13 protein-coding genes are annotated in these 17,984 nt (G+C 51.1%); 7 read left to right on the plus strand and 6 right to left on the minus strand.

Features of this window, described 5'->3' with window-relative positions:
- Positions 1–85 precede the first annotated feature (85 nt).
- The 3 genes from IAI47_RS21760 (at position 86) to IAI47_RS21770 (ending at position 2,005) form a co-directional block, all read left to right on the plus strand.
- A complete protein-coding gene (locus tag IAI47_RS21760; protein WP_008926802.1) occupies positions 86–1,399 on the plus strand; it encodes a CitMHS family transporter in 1,314 nt (437 codons plus the stop codon).
- A 103-nt stretch (positions 1,400–1,502) separates the two neighbouring features.
- A complete protein-coding gene (gene yefM / locus IAI47_RS21765; protein WP_003850602.1) occupies positions 1,503–1,754 on the plus strand; it encodes a YoeB-YefM toxin-antitoxin system antitoxin YefM in 252 nt (83 codons plus the stop codon).
- A complete protein-coding gene (locus IAI47_RS21770; protein WP_003850603.1) occupies positions 1,751–2,005 on the plus strand; it encodes a Txe/YoeB family addiction module toxin in 255 nt (84 codons plus the stop codon). Before yefM ends, IAI47_RS21770 begins: the two co-directional genes overlap by 4 nt.
- A gap of 117 nt (positions 2,006–2,122) precedes the next feature.
- On the opposite strand, the gene IAI47_RS21775 is transcribed toward IAI47_RS21770, so the two are convergent.
- Positions 2,123–4,657 (minus strand): excinuclease ABC subunit UvrA, encoded by a 2,535-nt coding sequence (locus IAI47_RS21775; RefSeq protein ID WP_008926801.1) that lies wholly within the window; start codon positions 4,655–4,657, stop codon positions 2,123–2,125.
- Between the two features lie 743 nt (positions 4,658–5,400).
- Between IAI47_RS21775 and IAI47_RS21780 the strand changes: the two genes are divergently transcribed.
- Both IAI47_RS21780 and IAI47_RS21785 read left to right on the plus strand, forming a co-directional pair.
- Positions 5,401–5,625, plus strand: coding sequence for a hypothetical protein (locus IAI47_RS21780; RefSeq protein WP_187961303.1), 225 nt, complete (start codon positions 5,401–5,403; stop codon positions 5,623–5,625).
- Between the two features lie 626 nt (positions 5,626–6,251).
- The gene (locus IAI47_RS21785; RefSeq protein ID WP_003850608.1) at positions 6,252–6,698 is read left to right on the plus strand and encodes an SgcJ/EcaC family oxidoreductase; all 447 of its coding nucleotides are present in this window, start codon (positions 6,252–6,254) and stop codon (positions 6,696–6,698) included.
- A gap of 221 nt (positions 6,699–6,919) precedes the next feature.
- Here the strand turns inward: IAI47_RS21785 and IAI47_RS21790 are convergent, their stop codons facing one another.
- From IAI47_RS21790 to IAI47_RS21800, 3 genes are all read right to left on the minus strand, one after another.
- The gene (locus IAI47_RS21790) at positions 6,920–7,516 is read right to left on the minus strand and encodes a helix-turn-helix domain-containing protein (protein WP_003850609.1); all 597 of its coding nucleotides are present in this window, start codon (positions 7,514–7,516) and stop codon (positions 6,920–6,922) included.
- 502 nt (positions 7,517–8,018) lie between these two features.
- Positions 8,019–9,491, minus strand: a complete 1,473-nt coding sequence (locus IAI47_RS21795; RefSeq protein WP_008926798.1) for a DUF2382 domain-containing protein — start codon at positions 9,489–9,491, stop codon at positions 8,019–8,021.
- A gap of 291 nt (positions 9,492–9,782) precedes the next feature.
- Positions 9,783–10,352 carry a pyridoxamine 5'-phosphate oxidase family protein gene (locus IAI47_RS21800; RefSeq protein ID WP_003850614.1) on the minus strand — a complete coding sequence of 190 codons (570 nt, stop codon included), beginning with the start codon at positions 10,350–10,352 and terminating at the stop codon, positions 9,783–9,785.
- Between the two features lie 264 nt (positions 10,353–10,616).
- Here IAI47_RS21800 and IAI47_RS21805 point away from each other — a divergent pair, with 264 nt between their 5' ends.
- Positions 10,617–11,183: a GNAT family N-acetyltransferase gene (locus IAI47_RS21805; protein ID WP_003850617.1), complete on the plus strand. Its 567-nt coding sequence runs from the start codon at positions 10,617–10,619 to the stop codon at positions 11,181–11,183.
- Between the two features lie 61 nt (positions 11,184–11,244).
- On the opposite strand, the gene IAI47_RS21810 is transcribed toward IAI47_RS21805, so the two are convergent.
- Positions 11,245–13,374 carry a bifunctional diguanylate cyclase/phosphodiesterase gene (locus tag IAI47_RS21810; RefSeq protein ID WP_008926797.1) on the minus strand — a complete coding sequence of 710 codons (2,130 nt, stop codon included), beginning with the start codon at positions 13,372–13,374 and terminating at the stop codon, positions 11,245–11,247.
- 1,080 nt (positions 13,375–14,454) lie between these two features.
- A complete protein-coding gene (locus IAI47_RS21815; RefSeq protein WP_008926796.1) occupies positions 14,455–15,837 on the minus strand; it encodes a methyl-accepting chemotaxis protein in 1,383 nt (460 codons plus the stop codon).
- A gap of 346 nt (positions 15,838–16,183) precedes the next feature.
- On the opposite strand from IAI47_RS21815, the gene IAI47_RS21820 reads away from it, so the two are divergent.
- The gene (locus tag IAI47_RS21820; RefSeq protein ID WP_008926795.1) at positions 16,184–17,965 is read left to right on the plus strand and encodes a GGDEF and EAL domain-containing protein; all 1,782 of its coding nucleotides are present in this window, start codon (positions 16,184–16,186) and stop codon (positions 17,963–17,965) included.
- Positions 17,966–17,984: the final 19 nt, after the last annotated feature.

Below are 17,984 nucleotides of genomic sequence, written 5' to 3' on the forward strand. Positions count from 1 at the left end.
CGTTACCAGACTAAGTAATTACCTGAATTTTCCTGCGGTCATAAGCACTTTTCATTACTTTTACGCCATTGCGAGGGCTGTTATTTTGCTGACAATACTGGGTTTTACCATGGTTGTTTGCTTCATGTATCTGATCATGACCAAACGCATGTCAGCCTTGATTGCGCTGATTCTGATACCAACCATATTTGCGCTGATTGGCGGTTTTTACGCGGGCCTGGGTGACATGATGCTGGACGGCGTCAAGAAGCTGGCTCCTACCGGCGTCATGCTGACTTTCTCCATTCTCTATTTTGGTCTGATGATTGATGCCGGACTGTTTGATCCGCTGGTGCGCTTTATTCTCCGGATGGTGCGCGGCGATCCCCTGAAAGTGCTGGTCGGCACGGCGGTGCTGACCCTGCTGGTTTCACTGGATGGTGACAGCTCCACGACGTATATGATCGCTATCGCCGCGTTCCTGCCGCTCTATCACCGGCTGGGTATGAATGTGCTGATGATGACCTGTCTGGTCAACCTCGCCAGCGGTATCATGAACCTCTCGCCATGGGGTGGCCCGACAGCCCGTGCCGCAGCGGCACTGCGCATTGATGCCCTCGACATCTTTATTCCGATGCTTCCGGCCATGTTGCTGGCCTGCGTTAGCCTTGTGGCCATGGCAGTGCTGTTTGGTCTTCGTGAACGTAAGCGTTTAGGCGTGATGACCATGAAAGATGACCATCTCGACAATATTGAACTGGGTCTGGGGGATGCCGAAGAGTGCGCCGCCAATCGCCGGCCAAAAATGTTCTGGCCTAACTTCATCCTGACCACTGTGCTACTGGTGCTGCTGGTGGTTGGGTTAATGCCGATTCAGATCCTGTTTATGCTGGCATTTGCGATAGCGGTGATGCTCAACTATCCCACGCTGGAAGAGCAGAAAGCGCGCATCAGCTCCCATGCCGGTAACGTTCTGGCGGTAACCGCGCTGATTTTTGCCGCCGGTATTTTCACCGGTATCCTTTCCGGCACCGGTATGGTTGATGCAATGGCGAAAAGTTTGCTGGCGGTCATCCCGCACAGCTTTGGCCCTTACCTGGCAGTATTTACCGCGCTTGTCAGCCTGCCGTTCACCTTCTTTATGTCGAATGATGCGTTTTACTTTGGCATTCTGCCCGTTATTGCTCAGACAGCGGCCAGCTATGGCATTACCGCTGAAGAGATTGCTCGCGCTTCCATTGTCGGCCAGCCATTCCACCTGCTGAGCCCGCTGGTACCGTCAGTCTACCTGCTGGTGGGTCTGGCGAAGGTCGACATCGGTGACCATCAGCGCTTTGCAATCAAGTGGGGAATTCTGGTGAGTCTGGTATTGATGGCTGGCGGTCTGCTGACCGGTGCTTTCCCGTTGTTCCACCGTTAATCCTCTGCTTTCGGGTGGATAGCCGGCAATGTTCCCGGTTATTCGCTTCCCGAACTACAACAGTCATTGTACAATGACTTGTATTGTTCATTACGGAGGTTTTATGAGAGCAATCAGTTACAGCGAAGCCAGACAGAATCTTTCTGCCACGATGGTTCAGACAGTTGAAGATAAGGCACCGGTGTTAATCACTCGCCAGAACGGCGAATCCTGCGTGCTGATGTCGCTTGATGAATATAACTCACTGGAAGAGACGGCCTATCTGCTGCGTTCGCCTAAGAATGCTCGCAGATTGATGGATGCTATCGAAAGCCTGCAAAGCGGTAAAGGGACTGACAGGGATATTATTGAGTGAAACTGACCTGGTCCGCAGAAGCCTGGGAAGATTATCTGTACTGGCAGGATACTGATAAAAAAACCGTCAAAAAGATTAACGAACTCCTTAAAGATGCCAGCAGGACGCCTTTTGAAGGCAAGGGAAAACCCGAGCCCCTGAAGCATAATCTTGCGGGATTCTGGTCCCGCAGGATTACGGCGGAACATCGACTGGTCTACGCCGTCACTGAGGAGGCATTATTAATCGCCTCATGCCGTTATCACTACTGACCAGAAGTCGCCTTCCTGACATTGACGATCAACCGAGTGATTCGGTACAGGAAGCATCACACGGTTCCTGCACCCAGACACGGCCCCCATCCCGCAACAGATCGCTATGCCACCCGATTAATCCGGATCGCCTGCCCTCTTTTTCAGCTGCGCCGAAAGCCAGGGAGCTGTCAGACTTTCTGCAGAGAGACTCACCTCTTCCGGTAAGCCGGATGAAACAATCTTTCCTCCCCTGAGCCCCGAGCCGGGCCCCAGATCAATCACCCAGTCCGCTTCAGCCACAATGCGCATAGTATGTTCCGCCATAATCACCGTGTGGCCGCGCTTTACCAGTTCATCGAGCACAATCAGCAGCTTATCCATATCAGACGGGTGCAAACCAGTTGAGGGTTCATCAAGCAGATAGAGTGTAGGCGTACGCTGTAAACGCTGCAGTTCCCAGGCGAGTTTGATGCGCTGGCACTCGCCGCCAGACAACTCAGTGGCGGGTTGACCCAGCGTCAGATATCCCAGTCCCAGTGACGTCAAAGCTTTTAACGAACGCTGAATACCGTCATACGCGTGAAAGAGCGCAGTGGCGTCGTCCACGGTCAGAGCAAGCACATCCGCAATCGTCAGGTTGTTCCACTTCACTTCCAGCGTGTCGGGATTATAACGGCCTCCCGCACAGACTGAGCAGGTTGCGGTGGCGCTGGGCATAAACAGCAGCTCAATTGAAATCTGCCCCTGCCCTTCACATGCAGGACAGCGTCCGGCGGGTAAATTGAATGAGAAACGGCTGGCGCTGAAGCCTTTGGCTTTCGCTGCAGGGGTTTCTGCAAACAACCTGCGGATAATGTCGAAAAATCCGGTGTAAGTGGCCAGATTTGATCGAGGCGTTCTGCCAATAGGACGCTGATCGATTCTCACCAGTCGGCCGATGGCGTCACTTCCGCTCACCACCTGTCCTCTGACGTCTGCCACCAGATCCTCTTCCTCGCCCTCGTCGCTGTCAGCGATTTTATCAAAACGTCCGAGCATTTCCGGGAGCACGCGATTCAACAGTGTTGATTTACCGGAACCAGAAACCCCGGTGACAGCTGTCATTCTTGCCAGCGGAATAGCGATATCCATTGCGGAAATATTGTTGCAATGGACCTGCTCAAACCTGAGCCAGCTCTCTGCAGGCCGGCGCTGGCGCAGTCCGGTATAGCTCCGCGAGAAGAGATAGTCAGACGTGGGTGAAGCGATGTTTTTAAGTCCTGCGGGTTCGCCGTTATAAACGATCTCACCGCCATGCGTTCCCGGACCCGGGCCAACCTCAATGAGCCAGTCAGCCTCGGCGATGAGGTCCATATTATGTTCGACAACCACCAGCGAATTACCGGCGCGCACCAGGTTTTTCAGGGAAGTGAGCAGCGCTTTAACATCATCGGGATGCAGGCCGGCAGAAGGCTCATCCAGTACGTAAAGCACGCCAAACAATCGTGATATCAACTGGGTTGCCAGACGCACGCGCTGCAACTCGCCGGATGAGAGCTGGGTGGTCCGGCGGCCCGGTGCCAGATGGCCCAGCCCCAGCGTGTCCAGTTGCTGAAGCCGCATACTGATATCAGACGTCATCCGGATAACCGCCTCCCGCAGGGCAGCCTCTACAGGCAGGTTGGATGAGGTGCCATCAGCATAAGGCTTCAGCAGTTCTGCGAGCGCCGAGACAGAAAGCTCACTCAGGCTGGCAATGTCATAACCCGCAAAGGTGACGGATAAGGCATCCCGATTCAGTCTTTTACCGTGGCACGCTGAACAGGGCGTGACCGTGACATAACGGGCAAGCCGTTTCTTCGTCGTCTCACTGCCACCCGAATAACTCTGTAGTACGATTTTTGCGGCACTGGTGTAGGTCCCGGTATAAGCGGGCTCTTCACCCGCAGCCAACGCTTCTTCACGTTGTTCAGCATTCAGACCGATAAAAATCGGCACCGAAGGCTGTTCGTCCGTCAGCAATATCCACTGCTGGTCACGGGATGAAAGCGTATGCCAGGGCGCATCGACATCGTAACCGAGTGTCTCAAGGATGCTTCGCAGATTTTTGTTATGCCAGCCTCGGGGCCATGACGCGATGGCGCCCTGGCGGATACTCAGTGAGTCATCCTGCACCATTGAGTCGGTTTTGACGGTGTGTACGCTTCCCAGTCCCTGGCAATGCGGACAGGCTCCTTCTGGATTGTTAGGCGAGAAATAATCGGCGGTCATAAAAGGTACACCGTCGGGTCGTGCACCTGCCCGGGAAAACAGCAGACGCAGCGTAACGGAAATTCGGGTGAGGCTGCCCACCGTTGAGCGCTCCTGAGCACCCGCCCGGCTCTGTTGCAGAGCCACCGCAGGCGGAAGTCCATCAATATTATCTACATCCGGTGCCGCGGCCTGATCGATCAGTCTGCGGGCATGGGGCGAAACCGACTCAATAAACCGGCGCTGGGCTTCTGCGTAAAGCGTATCAAAGGCAAGTGACGATTTACCGGAACCTGACACGCCGGTAAACACCACCATGGCGTTGCGGGGAAACCGAAACGAGACATCTTTAAGATTATGCGTTCTTGCACCCTGTACCGAAACATAAGGGTCGATATGCTCATCAGCGCGGTTACGTTCAGCGTTGCGTTGGTCTGTCATGATTTCCCTGTTTAAAAATGCATGGCAGCCTGACATTCGCCTGCCATTAATGATTGAAACATTTCAGATGCTCATCGGGTCTTCAGGCTATCCGGCCCGTTTGAGAATTGAAGCAACAGCAAGGGTAGTCACGGATTTCTATCTTCACAACGCAACAGGTCGTTGAATGACTCCTGATAAATTCTGCTCCGCACTCCTGAATCAGTACATCCCGACCATTTACTACCTGAACCTAATAGTCTGAACCAGAGGCGAAATAGTGCATGACTTTGGTAAATAGAAGTAAAGAGAAGTAAACATAATTTTGCTGATCAGGTGCTGATGCAGGTCTTTAATGGAACCGTGATTTAAAAAACAATCGTTATTTAAATATGAACCCCATACATCTTGTTAGCATTTCCCTCGATAATTTAACGGCAGACTTTAGCTGAGCACCACTGGTTTATTTTACCTATTCAGAACTCATTATTTCCCGCAAACCAAAATAATCATTCAATCAAATGCCAAAAATTAAAGAGATTAATATATTCAATTAGTTAAAAGGTAATCATCTGATTTTCCATTGGTGATAACTATGGATGATTTGATTTAAAATCACTTTACCTATCAATCGCGTTAGCCGACCTCCGTTGACTATCACTCCCCGAAATATAAAGATGTTTCACATCGGGCAAGACGGATATCAATATTAAATTAAGAAAAGTTTATCTCGTCAGTATTATTCAGCATTAAGGATTCATTGAATGCGGACAGACCTTATCATTTCTGAAAATGTCTGCGATGAATATCCTGATGAAATCGATCTTATCTGGATGTATGGGAAAGTTAATCAGCGCATCCGATCAAATGATAATGGAAATGAAAATGGTTACTTTTACAGATCTGAGCGCCTGATGACCGATGTTGAAGGTGCATTCCTTGATGATACAGGAATATTAAATTACATAACAGCGCTTAATTATCGCTGAAAAATTCACCGACAGCGGTGGCGCTTACTATATTACTGGCTACTTCAGTAACGCTTATTGCCAATGACCAAACTTAAATTCTGCAAAAAATTTGAGCACCAGTTCATGCTGATTAAAATTATCGCTTACACCTATGAGCCTCAGCAGCAAAATAGCCAGAAATTGAATAAAAACGCACTTATCAAAATCAGAATGAAATTTTAATTATATACCAGGTAATAGATAGCGTCATTATCAGATTTTTTAATTTTCATTAAACAGAGACTATATCTCTGAGCTTATCTAAACTCAAAATGTGAGGTGTTCACTATGCGTAAAAACATTCTTTTATTATCAACGTTTTTAGTTTTATTTAACGTATCAGCCGGTGCGATGGCTTCATGAATGCTCAGCCACCGGACTGAGCATTCATGAAGCGGAAAAATCCCTCGCGAAAAAAGCGGAAGCAAAAGGGGTTAACTATAAAATAATCGGCGCACACTATGGTAATTATGTGTATCTGATTGCCAAAACGGAGCCGTAATTTTCAGTAATGGTTAATAGCTAAAACGACTTACCGGCTGTGAAGTATATAAAAGTGATATTTCAGTGCCTGTTTCTTAACACACTTCATAAAAGGATAGATTATGAAAAAAAGTATGTTGCTTTTACTGACTGCTTTCTCAGTCAATGCTTTTGCACAGACTACGCAGGATTGTGTAAAAACGGATCAACAAGAGATTGCAGGATTATTTGACCGCTGGAACAACTCTCTGCAGACCGGCGATGCCCACAAAGTAGCTGAAAACTATCTGAGCGATGCGGTTCTTCTGCCCACCCTCTCAAACAAAGTAAGAAAGAGTGATGCGGAGCGTGTGGATTATTTTGAGCATTTTCTGGAGAAAAAACCTGTCGGTAAAATTGAGAGCCGGACCATTCGCACCGGTTGCAACAAGGCAACCGACAGCGGGGTCTATACCTTTACCTTTGCAGATAAGTCTTCAGTAAAAGCGCGCTACACCTTTACCTATGTCTGGGATGGGAAAGCGTGGAAAATCTCGTCGCATCACTCCTCCGCAATGCCGGAAGGCTGAATCTTTGCTGATGCTCAGGCCGGCCTGAGAGATAACTAAAGCGGTAATGGCTTCTTATTACAGCCAGTCAGGCTGGATGTTCAGTGACCCTGCCCGGTGCCCTTTCTCATTCAGGTAAAGGCACCGGGCAAGTGACGCAGGGAATGTCTTAGTGACTGACGAGGATAAAAGGTGATGCTCAGCGCACTGGTCAGCCTTTTGCGAAACGAAAGTGCGCTTTACTAATCAATCAGTTTGCCTTTGTCCAGTTGAACCGCGCCCGTTTCCCGGAGCTTCTTCAATACCCGTGATGCCGTGCTTTTGGATAAAAAAGTGCTATTGGTCAGAAAGTAAAGCACTGAAAATCGCTTTTTTATATGACACGGAAACGCACTCCACCGGCTGATTGCATTAGTGACCTGCACTTCCGAATTGGCATAATGTGACTGAAGGCAGTTCAGCAGATCGGTGTGATAGCCTGACATGATTTTCATAACGTCCGGAAACAGCCCTTTATGGTTTACGAGGCTCCAGAACTGGTTATATTCAATGCTGTAGATTTTTCCGTAGTCGACTTTCTCAATGAATATCGGCGGTGCTTCCAGTGCCGGCATGGCGCCGATGACAAACGGCCCCGTAATGATATTGATGATTTTATTTCCATTTTTTGAACGGATAATAAAATCCCCTTCCTTAATCAGGTATACCTTTCTCTCCTGACCAGTGAAAAAATCGAAGAACTGCTTCCCCCGTGAAAGTCGATCGAATCTTGCCGGTTTAATGTAAGGCTCCATATTATGGATGATATTAAGATGACTTTCCGCAACATGCCTGGACATAAAAAACTTCCTTTTGATTGCTCCTTAACGAATGAAGATAGTATTTAAAAATAATTCAGCTTATGTATAAGCTGGAAATAAAAATAGTCTCAAATGCATACGCTTGTATATATGACTGATTTGTTTTTAGTCACGCCCTGACTTCGTAAACTTCACAAGATTTTAACTTGCTGGCTCGTATGCTACTTATGTGAATAACAATACAGCACTAATCTATTTTTCATATCCACAACCTTTAAAAGAAAAAATTGTGTCGTGATTATCATGTAGAAAAAAACCTTTAATCCAGGCTTAGGGGATGGCAGTTAATAACAAGATCAAACTGCAATATGAATCACTGTATTCGTGTCTTGAGAGGGTGCGTCTTTTAAAGAGGAATTCTTAAAACCATGACATCACCTATCTTTTACGCTTCAGCTGCGGCAAACCGGGCTGGCAATGCCCGACCCGATAAACCGCTGTAATCGTATTTACTCAAAATGTTGCATCCACCATCATGGCATTACGGTTTTTTGAATTTGTCTTCAACCTTCTCTTTCGCTTCCGCGATTTTATCCCAAGTTTTTTCTGTAAAGCTGTCTTTATGAGCTGGCCCACTTCCTGGTGTTACCAGACGGGTCTTGTAGCCATGGTCAGCGCGAGCCTGACCCGTGCTCTCAACCAGCGGATCGGTCGCAGTGTGATTGCCGGTCACCGGGTCTGCACTTAACGGATCTCTGCTGGCATGGTCAATATCTACTTCCTGACGGCGTACAGAATCATTAATGGTTTCGACACGATCGCTGGCCTCTTTACGCAGCACCACTTCTTCAATAATTTCCGCAGTCTTATTAATGACAGGCTGCTCATGCGACTCTTCCACTTCAACCGTTTTTTCAGACCAATCGACATTGCCCGGTGAGCCTGTTCCGCTGACCGGACGACGGAAGATTTCGGCATGTTGCTCACGCAGCGAAATATTTTCTGATACGGGTTCCGTGACAGTGTAGCGACGAACGCGGGTTGAGCCTTCACTGACCAGACGTTTGCCTACTTCCAGACGTTCTTCTGCCAGCCGCAGCACGTCTTCGTTACTTTCATCACCGGTTAATGGAGTACGACCCGCGACACGATGAGCCGGTTCAGTATGAAGTAGTTCGACTGCTGCGCTATCCTGAAACGTTCCGCTAGCGGGTGCAGTCAGGCCATCATTTGTTACGTCGTCGTCAGGTAACGCAGCACGACGTTCTGTCAGTTCTTCATGCGCATCAAGGATACCTAACGCTCGCGGTAGCTCATCTTCATCCGCCCGAAGCGACAGCACTACACCGCCAGTACGCATCGCGTCTTCATAGACTTCGGCCTGATCTTCTTCCAGCGTATTGCCAAACAGGCGCTGCCAGAAACCAGGGTGACGGGCTTCGTGTCCTTCAGTACGCAAGCGATCGCCGGAAATGATGTCAATGTCATCATCCAGGAAACCGGCCTTAATAAGGTTACGCTTTGCACCCTCAGCCAGTGAGAGACTGCTGAACATTGTGACGATTGTTTCACGTGCCATGTTGTGTTCCTCGATGATGGATTTGGACGGCTCTGAGTGGGATGTTCGGGTCAGATAAGCGTGCTGTTTACGCAGGGTGACGATCTCTTCTGTCTCTTCCATGCTGACAACCTTGCGGATATGCCACTCCTCTTTCAGCACCAGATGACGAACAATCTCGATTTCCTCTTCGACGATTGGAATGATCAGCACACCATTCTCTTCACGGATCTCCGGCATCGCCGTCAGCCGCTCCGACTTAGTAATGCGGTCAATCTCCGCTGTCTGATGCCGGAGCATCAGCGCAATTTTTTGCTGATGCTCGGTGACCTGTCGGGTAACTCTGACATGGCCATCAGTGACCCGCTGTCTGGAAATCTCAATGACTTCTTCCGCCAGTCTTATTACCTGGTCGTTACCCTCTGACCCTGGTTCTTCAGGAGGTTGATTGTTCATGGTTAACCTGCCTGTAATACAGAGCGATCATTTGTACTTTTCCTGACCTTGAGCATAAGTGACTGCTTTCCGGCTGATTAAAGCCTGGCACAAAGAACTACAAAAGATAGAAAAATACAGAAAAATGCAGGCAATTTAAGTAAAAGTGTCGCTAAAAGACGCTAAGCGATGCGGCAGATCAAATCACTAATCGCAGCGGGAAACAGTCAAATCTGTTTTGCTGCTTCCCGGGGAGAATAAAGAGATAGGATCAGGGATTAACCGGGTATGACGTAAATCAGCTACCTCACATCACGGGTTGAGCCATTCACTTTCCTGCAAGCTTCCATGAGGAGAGTAATGAAACAGGGCACGCTGATTATCATTTCGCTGAAGCTGATAAGCGTCCAGTACGCTGACCCGCACGATCACCACGCCAAAGCGAGACGCTCCCGACTCCACGGCTGTCGCTTCGCGTCTCTCATCAGCGGCTACCCGTACTTCACCCGGTGGTCCACCGGTGTAAGTCTGCTGCGTATGCTGCGGTAACTCACGCCACGCTGACCGGGCAACATCACTCCCTGCCGCATAGCACTCAACCCGACCCACCATCCGCAACTGCAGGCGCCGCTGATGACAATATCCCAGCACGCTAACCTGCGGGTTAGCCGCCATCTCCTGCCACTTCGGGCTGCGGACATCGGTATGAAATGTCAGCATCCGGTGGCTGTCATCACACTGGCGCAGCACCACGATGCGCGCCTGTGGTTGCTGCGCACTATCTACGGTACAGAGCGTCAGATAACGAAACCCGCTCTGTGGATCGGCTGCGCCAGCCACCAGTTCCGCCCAGGCGGTTGCTTCAAACGTTTTCAGATCCATTGGATATTATTCTCATCAGTGTCGGCTTTCAGCCATCTGGCTAAAAGCGTAGCAACGAAGTGGGCAGATGAACGTTCATCGCAGCGATATCGGCAAATGCGCCCAGCGAAGACAGGCGGTCAACACTCAGGATTGTGCAGAGAATGAACTAAATTCAGAATGACGAGAACGCGTGAAGAGCAGCAAAAAGTGAATGCCATCGGTCAGCGATGCTGTGCTATTTTGCACCATTGATTGCAGATTCGACATGCAGGGAGTTGTATCATGTCTGGTGAATTCACGTCAGAAATGCCACCGCAAATCACGTCGCCACGCCTGACCTATCGCCCGCTGCGCGAGGAAGACTGGCCATTCTATCTGGCGGTCAGTCAGGATCGAACGGTAATGAAGTACATTAGCGATCCGCGCAGCGCAGACGCGATCAGAAGTCTCTCTTTTGATGTCCGCCTGCCCGCCTGGTATCCGGGCTGTAATCACTGGCTGTGTCTGGTAATTGAGGAAAAAACAACCGGTTCAATGGCTGGCTTCTGCGGGTTCATCGATCGCGGAGAAGGCATTGCCGAGTTTGGATTTATTCTTGCGGCCAACGCGCAGGGCAAAGGCTATGGCAGCGAGTCACTGCATGCCACTATCGCCTTTTGCTTTGAGCAACTGGACTATCGCAAGCTGACCGCCACGGTGACCGCAGGCAATGAGGCCTCATGCCGGACTTTGCTTTCTGCGGGCTTTGTTCAGGAAGGGACAATACGGCAGAATTTCTTTCTCGACGGCAAGTGGCAGGATGACTGGCTATTTGGCCTGCTGAAACAGGAATACCGGCCAGCAGGCTGACCTGACACGGTAACGGACTGGCGTCGCTCATCCTGCACTTTGCCTGTCACGGGCGCATCAACTAATGGGGCATGACGTCGTGTCCGCTGGCGACAACTGGCGGATAGTGTTCTTCACCGCACAGCATCGTCTCAAAGTCCGCTGGCGTCATTGGCCGGCAAAGGCCATTGCCCTGCATAATGTCGCATCCGGCAGTAGTCACAAAAGCGACCTGCTCTTTGTCTTCCACGCCTTCTGCCGCCACACGAATCCCCAGGCTTTTGCCGAGCGCGGTAATCGATCGGAACATCATCCGCACCCGCATGCTTGAACTCAGCTCGTGCGTCAGCGACTTATCAATTTTAAAGCCTGCTACAAAGCTATAACGAAGCAGGTTAATCGCCCCTAGCGTACGTCCGTAATGATCGATAATGAATGAAGCGCCTGTCCGGCGTACCGCCTCAACCTGAACAGGCAAATCCTGCACCAGTACAGCAAGCAATGGCTCATCCACCTCCAGCTCAACAAAACCGGCATCACCGCCCGCACTCTCGCGTATCACCGCCTCCAGGCTATTACCGGCTAACTGACGCGGAAAAAGGTTGATACTGACACGAAGCTGAGGCGCGCGAACCTGCCACTGCCGGACCTGTGCCAGCGCACTGCGAATGATCCACTCTCCCAGTGTCACGGAAAGCGGACTCTTTACCAGCATGCCGATAAATTCGGCGGGCAACAGCAGCCCGCGAGTCGGATGCTGCCAGCGTACCAGTGTCTCGCAGCCAACAAGCTTTCCGCTTTCAACGTCGTAGCGGGGCTGGTAATAAAGCGTAAACTGCTGCTGCCGCACCGCCGTTTCCAGCTCGCGCTCAAAGCGGCGGCGTTGCTGTTCCGCTTCGCGAAACGCGGGCATAAATAGCATACTGCAGCCTTTCCCAGATGCTTTGGCGCGATAAAGTGCAAGGTCAGCCGCGGACATGACAGATGAGGGATCACGCCCATGCTCCGGATAAGAGGCGATGCCGGTGCTGGCACCCACGACTACCGGCGAGTCGTGATAGCGGAACGGCGTCTGTACGGCTGCAATCAGCCTTTCCGCCGTGATTGCCGCTTCTGCGCTGCCGCCAGCTAGCAGGATCACAAATTCGTCACCGCCCAGCCGGGCAGCCGTCACCGCACTGGCGCAGACCGCACGAATCTGTTCCGCCACATGGCACAGCAACGCATCCCCGGCAGCATGCCCCAGCGTATCGTTAACTTCTTTGAAACCATCAAGATCGGTCATCAGTAATGTATAAGGCACGGCTGCTTTAGTCAGTTGCCCGACCTGGTCCATAAACGCGCTACGGCTGGCGAGACGCGTTAGCATATCTATTGAGGCCAGCTCACAAAGCCGCGCTTCACTCTCATAGCGAGCCGTCACATCACGGATAATCATGCCTACCAGCCGATCGCCTTCTTCACGCCAGCCAGAAAAAGAGACCTCTGCCGGGAATTCACGACCGTCGCGCGTCACACCCCATATCTGCAACGAACGAGGATGCGAAATAGCGGCTTCGTCAGAGGTAATCCTGGCCAGTTCGTTTCGGTAGTCAGTCTGGCAGCGGGCCGGAATCAACTCGCTGACGTACTGACCACGCATCTCCTCTGCGCTGTAACCGAACAGCGCTGTAGCAGCCGGATTCCAGAAGGTAATGCCGCGACGCAGGTCTGTACAGACAATGGCGTCGGGAGAGGTGGAAGAGATCGCCTGAAGCCGCTGCTGACTGGTATAGCGCAATAATTCCAGACGATGCATTTCCATGCGATCCATGACCAGCGCGGCAATGTCAGCCAGATGCTTTCGATCCTCTGCAGTCAGCGGCTCACGAGGATGAGTGTCGGTCAGGCAGACCGTACCAATGTGGTGACCATCCGGAGTCGAGAGCGGAATCCCCGCATAAAAGCGGATAAAGGGGTAACCGTGAACCAGCGGACTGTCGCGAAAGCGCGGATCTTTCAACGTATCGGGCACGCAGAGAATCTCGCCCTGCGCCAGGGTATGATGGCAGAAAGCAACGTTTCGCGATGTACCTGAGATATTTAAACCGTAGCGGGAGGCAAAAAACTGCCGCTTCTCGTCGATAAGCGACACAAAAGCGACCGGCACCCGGAACAGCCTGGCAGCAAGCGTGGTCAGACGATCCAGCGCATCGGTCGGCGGTGAATCCATCAGGTTGTACTGCTTAAGTGCGTTGAGGCGAGCCGCCTCGGCATCATGATAAACTGGACGTTTCAGCGTAACTCTCCTCTGATGTTATCTGCTGCAGTCGGCACGACACAGCGTAAAGAGGACTCGTTCAATCAGACAGGACACGCAGAATTTGCTATCGACCCGTTGCCAGAAGAAAGGCCCACCAGTGAACTCTGCAACAAAAGATCGCCGCGATGAGCCCGATGAAGCTGGCACCGCAGATAAAGGGACGCCAGTTAATACGTTATGCCTGGCAGAGGAATTGCAGTGGATCAGCAGCTTATGGCGGACCACGCCAGGAAACTCTGGCCAGGGCTTATCAGACGAGCGCTAAAAGCGCTTCGCTTGACTCACTATATCGGCCTGGAATAGCTTTACTTAAGTGTTAATACAGGCTGAAAACCTGACTTTACCAGCTTTGACAGGTGCTCATAATGCAGATGTCCTTCGGCCAGCAACATCAGCACTTCATACTTTTCCTGGCAAACCTGCGCCGGCTTTGTGATGCTTTCATGCCCTGCCAGATGCGCTGACTAACGTCAAAATTGTTCTGTTACCCTTTCCTGAGAAAAAATCAGCAGCCTCGCGCAGTTCATACCCATTACGCTGTACGGACACAGGCGGTCTTAAACGCTGATTTCCCGGATGAGTGACTCCCTGTTCAGTGCCCCGGTGACGAAACCACTGGGGATGAAAGGGTGGCAGCGGAAATATGAATTTGAGTTAAGTTTAGAGTGCCAGGCAATCCGCAGCTGTCAGAAAGCGTCAGACATGCATAAAACTGAATAAATTAACTGAAGTTTTATCTTATTTTCCTGCCGCATAAAGATTACGCGACTGAGAATAACAATCGCCATTACTAAGGGTGATGTTGACCAGGTGATGATTAACGTCGATCACGCGCTCCGTAAAGTGAGGCATTCATTTAATTATTAAATAAAAATCATCGTGAATTTTTATTTCGACACCTAAAGCCATTGTTTACCGGTCTGATTGTTATCTGGCCGGGCGATACCTGATCGGCACTCGCCCAGCCAGCTTTTCAACGGCCGTAACATACTAATTAACCGTGGCAACAGCTTGATTCGGCAAAGTGAAACGCGTAATCACACTGCCCAGCGTCTGGGTCTGTCCACTGAGACTGCCTGCCGTCACGGAAACCTGCTGAACCAGTGTCGCATTCTGCTGAGTAACGCGGTCAAGTTCAGCAACGGCCACGGTGACCTGGGCAATACCTTTGCTCTGCTCATCCGATGCCAGCGCAATCTGTCCAATCAGTTCATTGACCCCATCGACGCCACGCAGCACGGCTCCCATGGTGGTTCCCGCACTCTCGGCTGCCCGGCGGCCATCCTCAACGCGCGTCACGGTATCGGCAATCAGTTCTTCAATCTCTTTTGAGGCAGCTGCGCTTCGCTGTGCCAGTGAACGAACTTCACTAGCGACCACCGCAAAACCCCGGCCCTGCTCGCCCGCACGGGCGGCCTCTACGGCGGCATTGAGCGCCAGAATGTTGGTCTGAAACGCAATGCCATTAATGGTTGTAGTGAACTGCCGGATTTTTTCAGACCCCTGCGCGATGCTGGTGATGGCTGCCGATACTAACTGAACCAGTTCCACGCCCTGATGAGTGGTATTCGTGGTCGTGGCAGCCAGTTCACGTGCTTCACGCGCATTTTGTGCATTATGACGCACGGTGACCGTGATCTCCTCCATGCTGGCTGCGGTCTGCTCCAGTGCAGCGGCCTGTGTCGATGTCCGATCGGAAAGGTCGGCGTTACCCGCGGCAATGTCACCCGCTTCACGATGAAGAATGGCGGCGTTGTCGCGGATAGCACTGACCGTCTGCAACAGACTGTATTGCATCTCTTTGATCAGCGGCACCAGTTGCCCGACACAGTTACGCCCCAGATCGTCCGGCTCACGCGTAAGATCACCGCCAGCAATGATGTTTAAATGAGCGCGAATTTTACCGACAGGACGTACCAGATGAACAACCAGATAACGGTCACAAAACAACAGCAAGGCCAGAACAGCCACCAGCGCTGCCAGTAATACGCTCTCCAGCCGATGTCGATCAGTTTTCAGTGGGGCCTGATTCCGGGCTAACTGTTGCGTGATTTTATCCAGCTGGGCGCGGGCAACAGATGCGAATTCAGAAGGTGTGGCTGTGAGTGCATTACGGAAGTTATCCCAGCCAGCATCGGCTGGGGTTAAAGCGACGAGAGCACTCTTCTCGGCTGCCGTACCGCTTTGCATAATAATAGCGCTGTTCGTCAGAAAACGTAGTTGTTGCGTCAGTTCCTCAGAACGATCAGTTTGTCGATAGATGTCGCGCACGAAATGGCTGCTGAAGCCGCCAGCTAATGCCACCACGCCCAGTGAGACGATCATCATCCACAGTACCACGCGGCGAATAGTGAAATGCCTGAGTGAATTCATGAGTTTTCCCCGATGTTGTCATTGGTGTAGATAAAGAAAGTAAAAGTAAATTATGCCATTTGATTTATCGCGTTATTATATAGCGCGCTATGTTTATAGTGGGTATACTGGCAGGATATTTAAGAAATTAATAGTTTTTGACGACGAAATAATAGAATCAGCAATACGAAAATATTTCGTTAAAGAAAAAATATTTGCTTACCTGGCCAGTGATGGCGTGCGGTGCGATAAAAAATAAATCATTAAACTTCTTCTTTTTTTACAGAAATAGCCTATATTCATGTCGTCAAACCCTTTAGTTTTTCTGTTTAATTCCACTCCGTAACCAGCCGATGCAGAGGAATCCATGCTTATGAGCCTAAGCGGCGGCGATGAATGCCGTACGCAGACCCTGCACGCGTTACGCAGTAACGATGAAAGCCGTGACGATGTGCTGCGACAATTCGTTCGGCTGTCGAGCCAGGCACTCGGTATTCCCGGCAGCTTTATCTCGGTGCTGGATGATGAGATGCAGTATGTTAAAGCAGCGCATAATTTCACCCTTACACAATCCTCCAGACAGGACTCACTCTGCAGACACGTAGTGGATAATGACAGTATTGTCGTGGTGCCCGATACGCTGCTTGATGTCCGCTTTGCTGAACATCCACTGATTACCGGTGCGCCTTTTATTCGTTTCTATGCAGGTGTGCCACTGAAAAGCAGCACCGGTCTGATACTGGGCACGATGTGTGTGACCGATACCGCACCTCACCCCTTTAGTCGCGATCAGGCGGCGATGCTTAAAATGCTGGCAGCACTGGTGATCTCTTTTCTTGATGCCTGGTACTCGGCTGGCTTTTCCGACCCCGTCACAGGATTGCCCAACCGTCAGCGTTTGATTCGTGATCTGCAATTTCTGGCTGCTTCTGGAGACACCACCCCACGGCGGCTGGTACTGATTGACTGTATCGATATGCCACGCGCTTATGAACTTGCGCGTTCAATGGGAATGGGACCAGTTGAAAGCCTGCTGAAGGATGTGGCCACGCTATTGCCGCTGCGCCTGCGTCCTGCACCTTGTGAAATGCTCTATACCATAGCAACCGGGCGCTTTGCCCTGCTGACTCGTCAGGAGAGCAGGCTCACAGCTAACTGGGTGGCAACGAAGCTGGCTGGGATCAGTGCCGATATCGGTGATGGGCTATCGGTTGCATTAATGACCCACACCGGGGAAGCGAGTTTCAAAACCGGAGAGTTGCCCGCTAAGGAGATCCTGCGGCGCGCACTCAGTGCGCTGCACGAAGCCATTACCCGAGACATTGCTTCGATGCCTTTTAGTGAGGCCACCGATACGCGCCACACGCAGGATTTCACCCTGATGCATGATCTGGCTACGGCAATACGCCAGGACAAAGGATTATGGCTCGCTTATCAGCCTAAAATCTGTCTGCACAGCGGCAAACCGATTGGACTGGAAGCCCTGATCCGCTGGCAGCATCCGCAGCGCGGCGAACTGTCGCCTGCACAGTTTTTACCTTTTGCCGGGCAAACCGAGCTGCTCAGCGAGTTAACGACGTGGGTCACAGAGCACGTGATCGCCCGGCTATCCCGGCTTCGTAACAGCTATATACAGTTGCCGATCACAATTAATGTCAGCAGTAGCGATTTTTCCCGTGTAGGATTTGCAGACGAGCTGGAAGAACGGATGATCAGCGCAAAGCTGCCGGTTTCGCTGCTGGGCGTTGAGTGTCTGGAAACAGAACGGATTCTGGAAAGCCCGGCCGCAATACAGGGTCTGGAGATGCTTAAACTTCGTGGATTTGATATTTCACTGGATGACTTTGGCACCGGCTACAGCAACATCAGCTATCTCCGACGCATGCCTCTGGACGTAATCAAACTTGACCGTTCACTGATCAGCGAAATTGCGTCTGATACCGCATCGCGTGTCATCGCTCGCAGTATTATTGCCATGCTTAAGGATCTCGATTACAGGGTGCTGGCTGAAGGTGTGGAGAATGCGGAAACTGTTACGGCGCTGACCGAATTTGGTTGTGATCAGGCTCAGGGATTTTTCTACTCCAGACCACTGCCGGAAGCGGCACTGGATGAGTGGCTGGGCTGGCGATTACGCAGTCAGTGCTAAGCCTGACTCACCCGCCCCA

The organism is Pantoea sp. MT58 (assembly GCF_014495885.1).
GTDB lineage: Bacteria > Pseudomonadota > Gammaproteobacteria > Enterobacterales > Enterobacteriaceae > Pantoea > Pantoea eucalypti.

What these genes read in the sequence shown, in the direction of transcription:
- yefM (WP_003850602.1), top strand. Translation starts at nt 1,503, where the DNA reads ATGAGAGCAATCAGTTACAGCGAAGCCAGACAGAATCTTTCTGCCACG.
- IAI47_RS21775 (WP_008926801.1), bottom strand. Translation starts at nt 4,657, where the DNA reads ATGACAGACCAACGCAACGCTGAACGTAACCGCGCTGATGAGCATATC.
- IAI47_RS21780 (WP_187961303.1), top strand. Translation starts at nt 5,401, where the DNA reads ATGCGGACAGACCTTATCATTTCTGAAAATGTCTGCGATGAATATCCT.
- IAI47_RS21785 (WP_003850608.1), top strand. Translation starts at nt 6,252, where the DNA reads ATGAAAAAAAGTATGTTGCTTTTACTGACTGCTTTCTCAGTCAATGCT.
- IAI47_RS21790 (WP_003850609.1), bottom strand. Translation starts at nt 7,516, where the DNA reads ATGTCCAGGCATGTTGCGGAAAGTCATCTTAATATCATCCATAATATG.
- IAI47_RS21795 (WP_008926798.1), bottom strand. Translation starts at nt 9,491, where the DNA reads ATGAACAATCAACCTCCTGAAGAACCAGGGTCAGAGGGTAACGACCAG.
- IAI47_RS21800 (WP_003850614.1), bottom strand. Translation starts at nt 10,352, where the DNA reads ATGGATCTGAAAACGTTTGAAGCAACCGCCTGGGCGGAACTGGTGGCT.
- IAI47_RS21805 (WP_003850617.1), top strand. Translation starts at nt 10,617, where the DNA reads ATGTCTGGTGAATTCACGTCAGAAATGCCACCGCAAATCACGTCGCCA.
- IAI47_RS21810 (WP_008926797.1), bottom strand. Translation starts at nt 13,374, where the DNA reads ATGGATTCACCGCCGACCGATGCGCTGGATCGTCTGACCACGCTTGCT.
- IAI47_RS21815 (WP_008926796.1), bottom strand. Translation starts at nt 15,837, where the DNA reads ATGAATTCACTCAGGCATTTCACTATTCGCCGCGTGGTACTGTGGATG.
- IAI47_RS21820 (WP_008926795.1), top strand. Translation starts at nt 16,184, where the DNA reads ATGCTTATGAGCCTAAGCGGCGGCGATGAATGCCGTACGCAGACCCTG.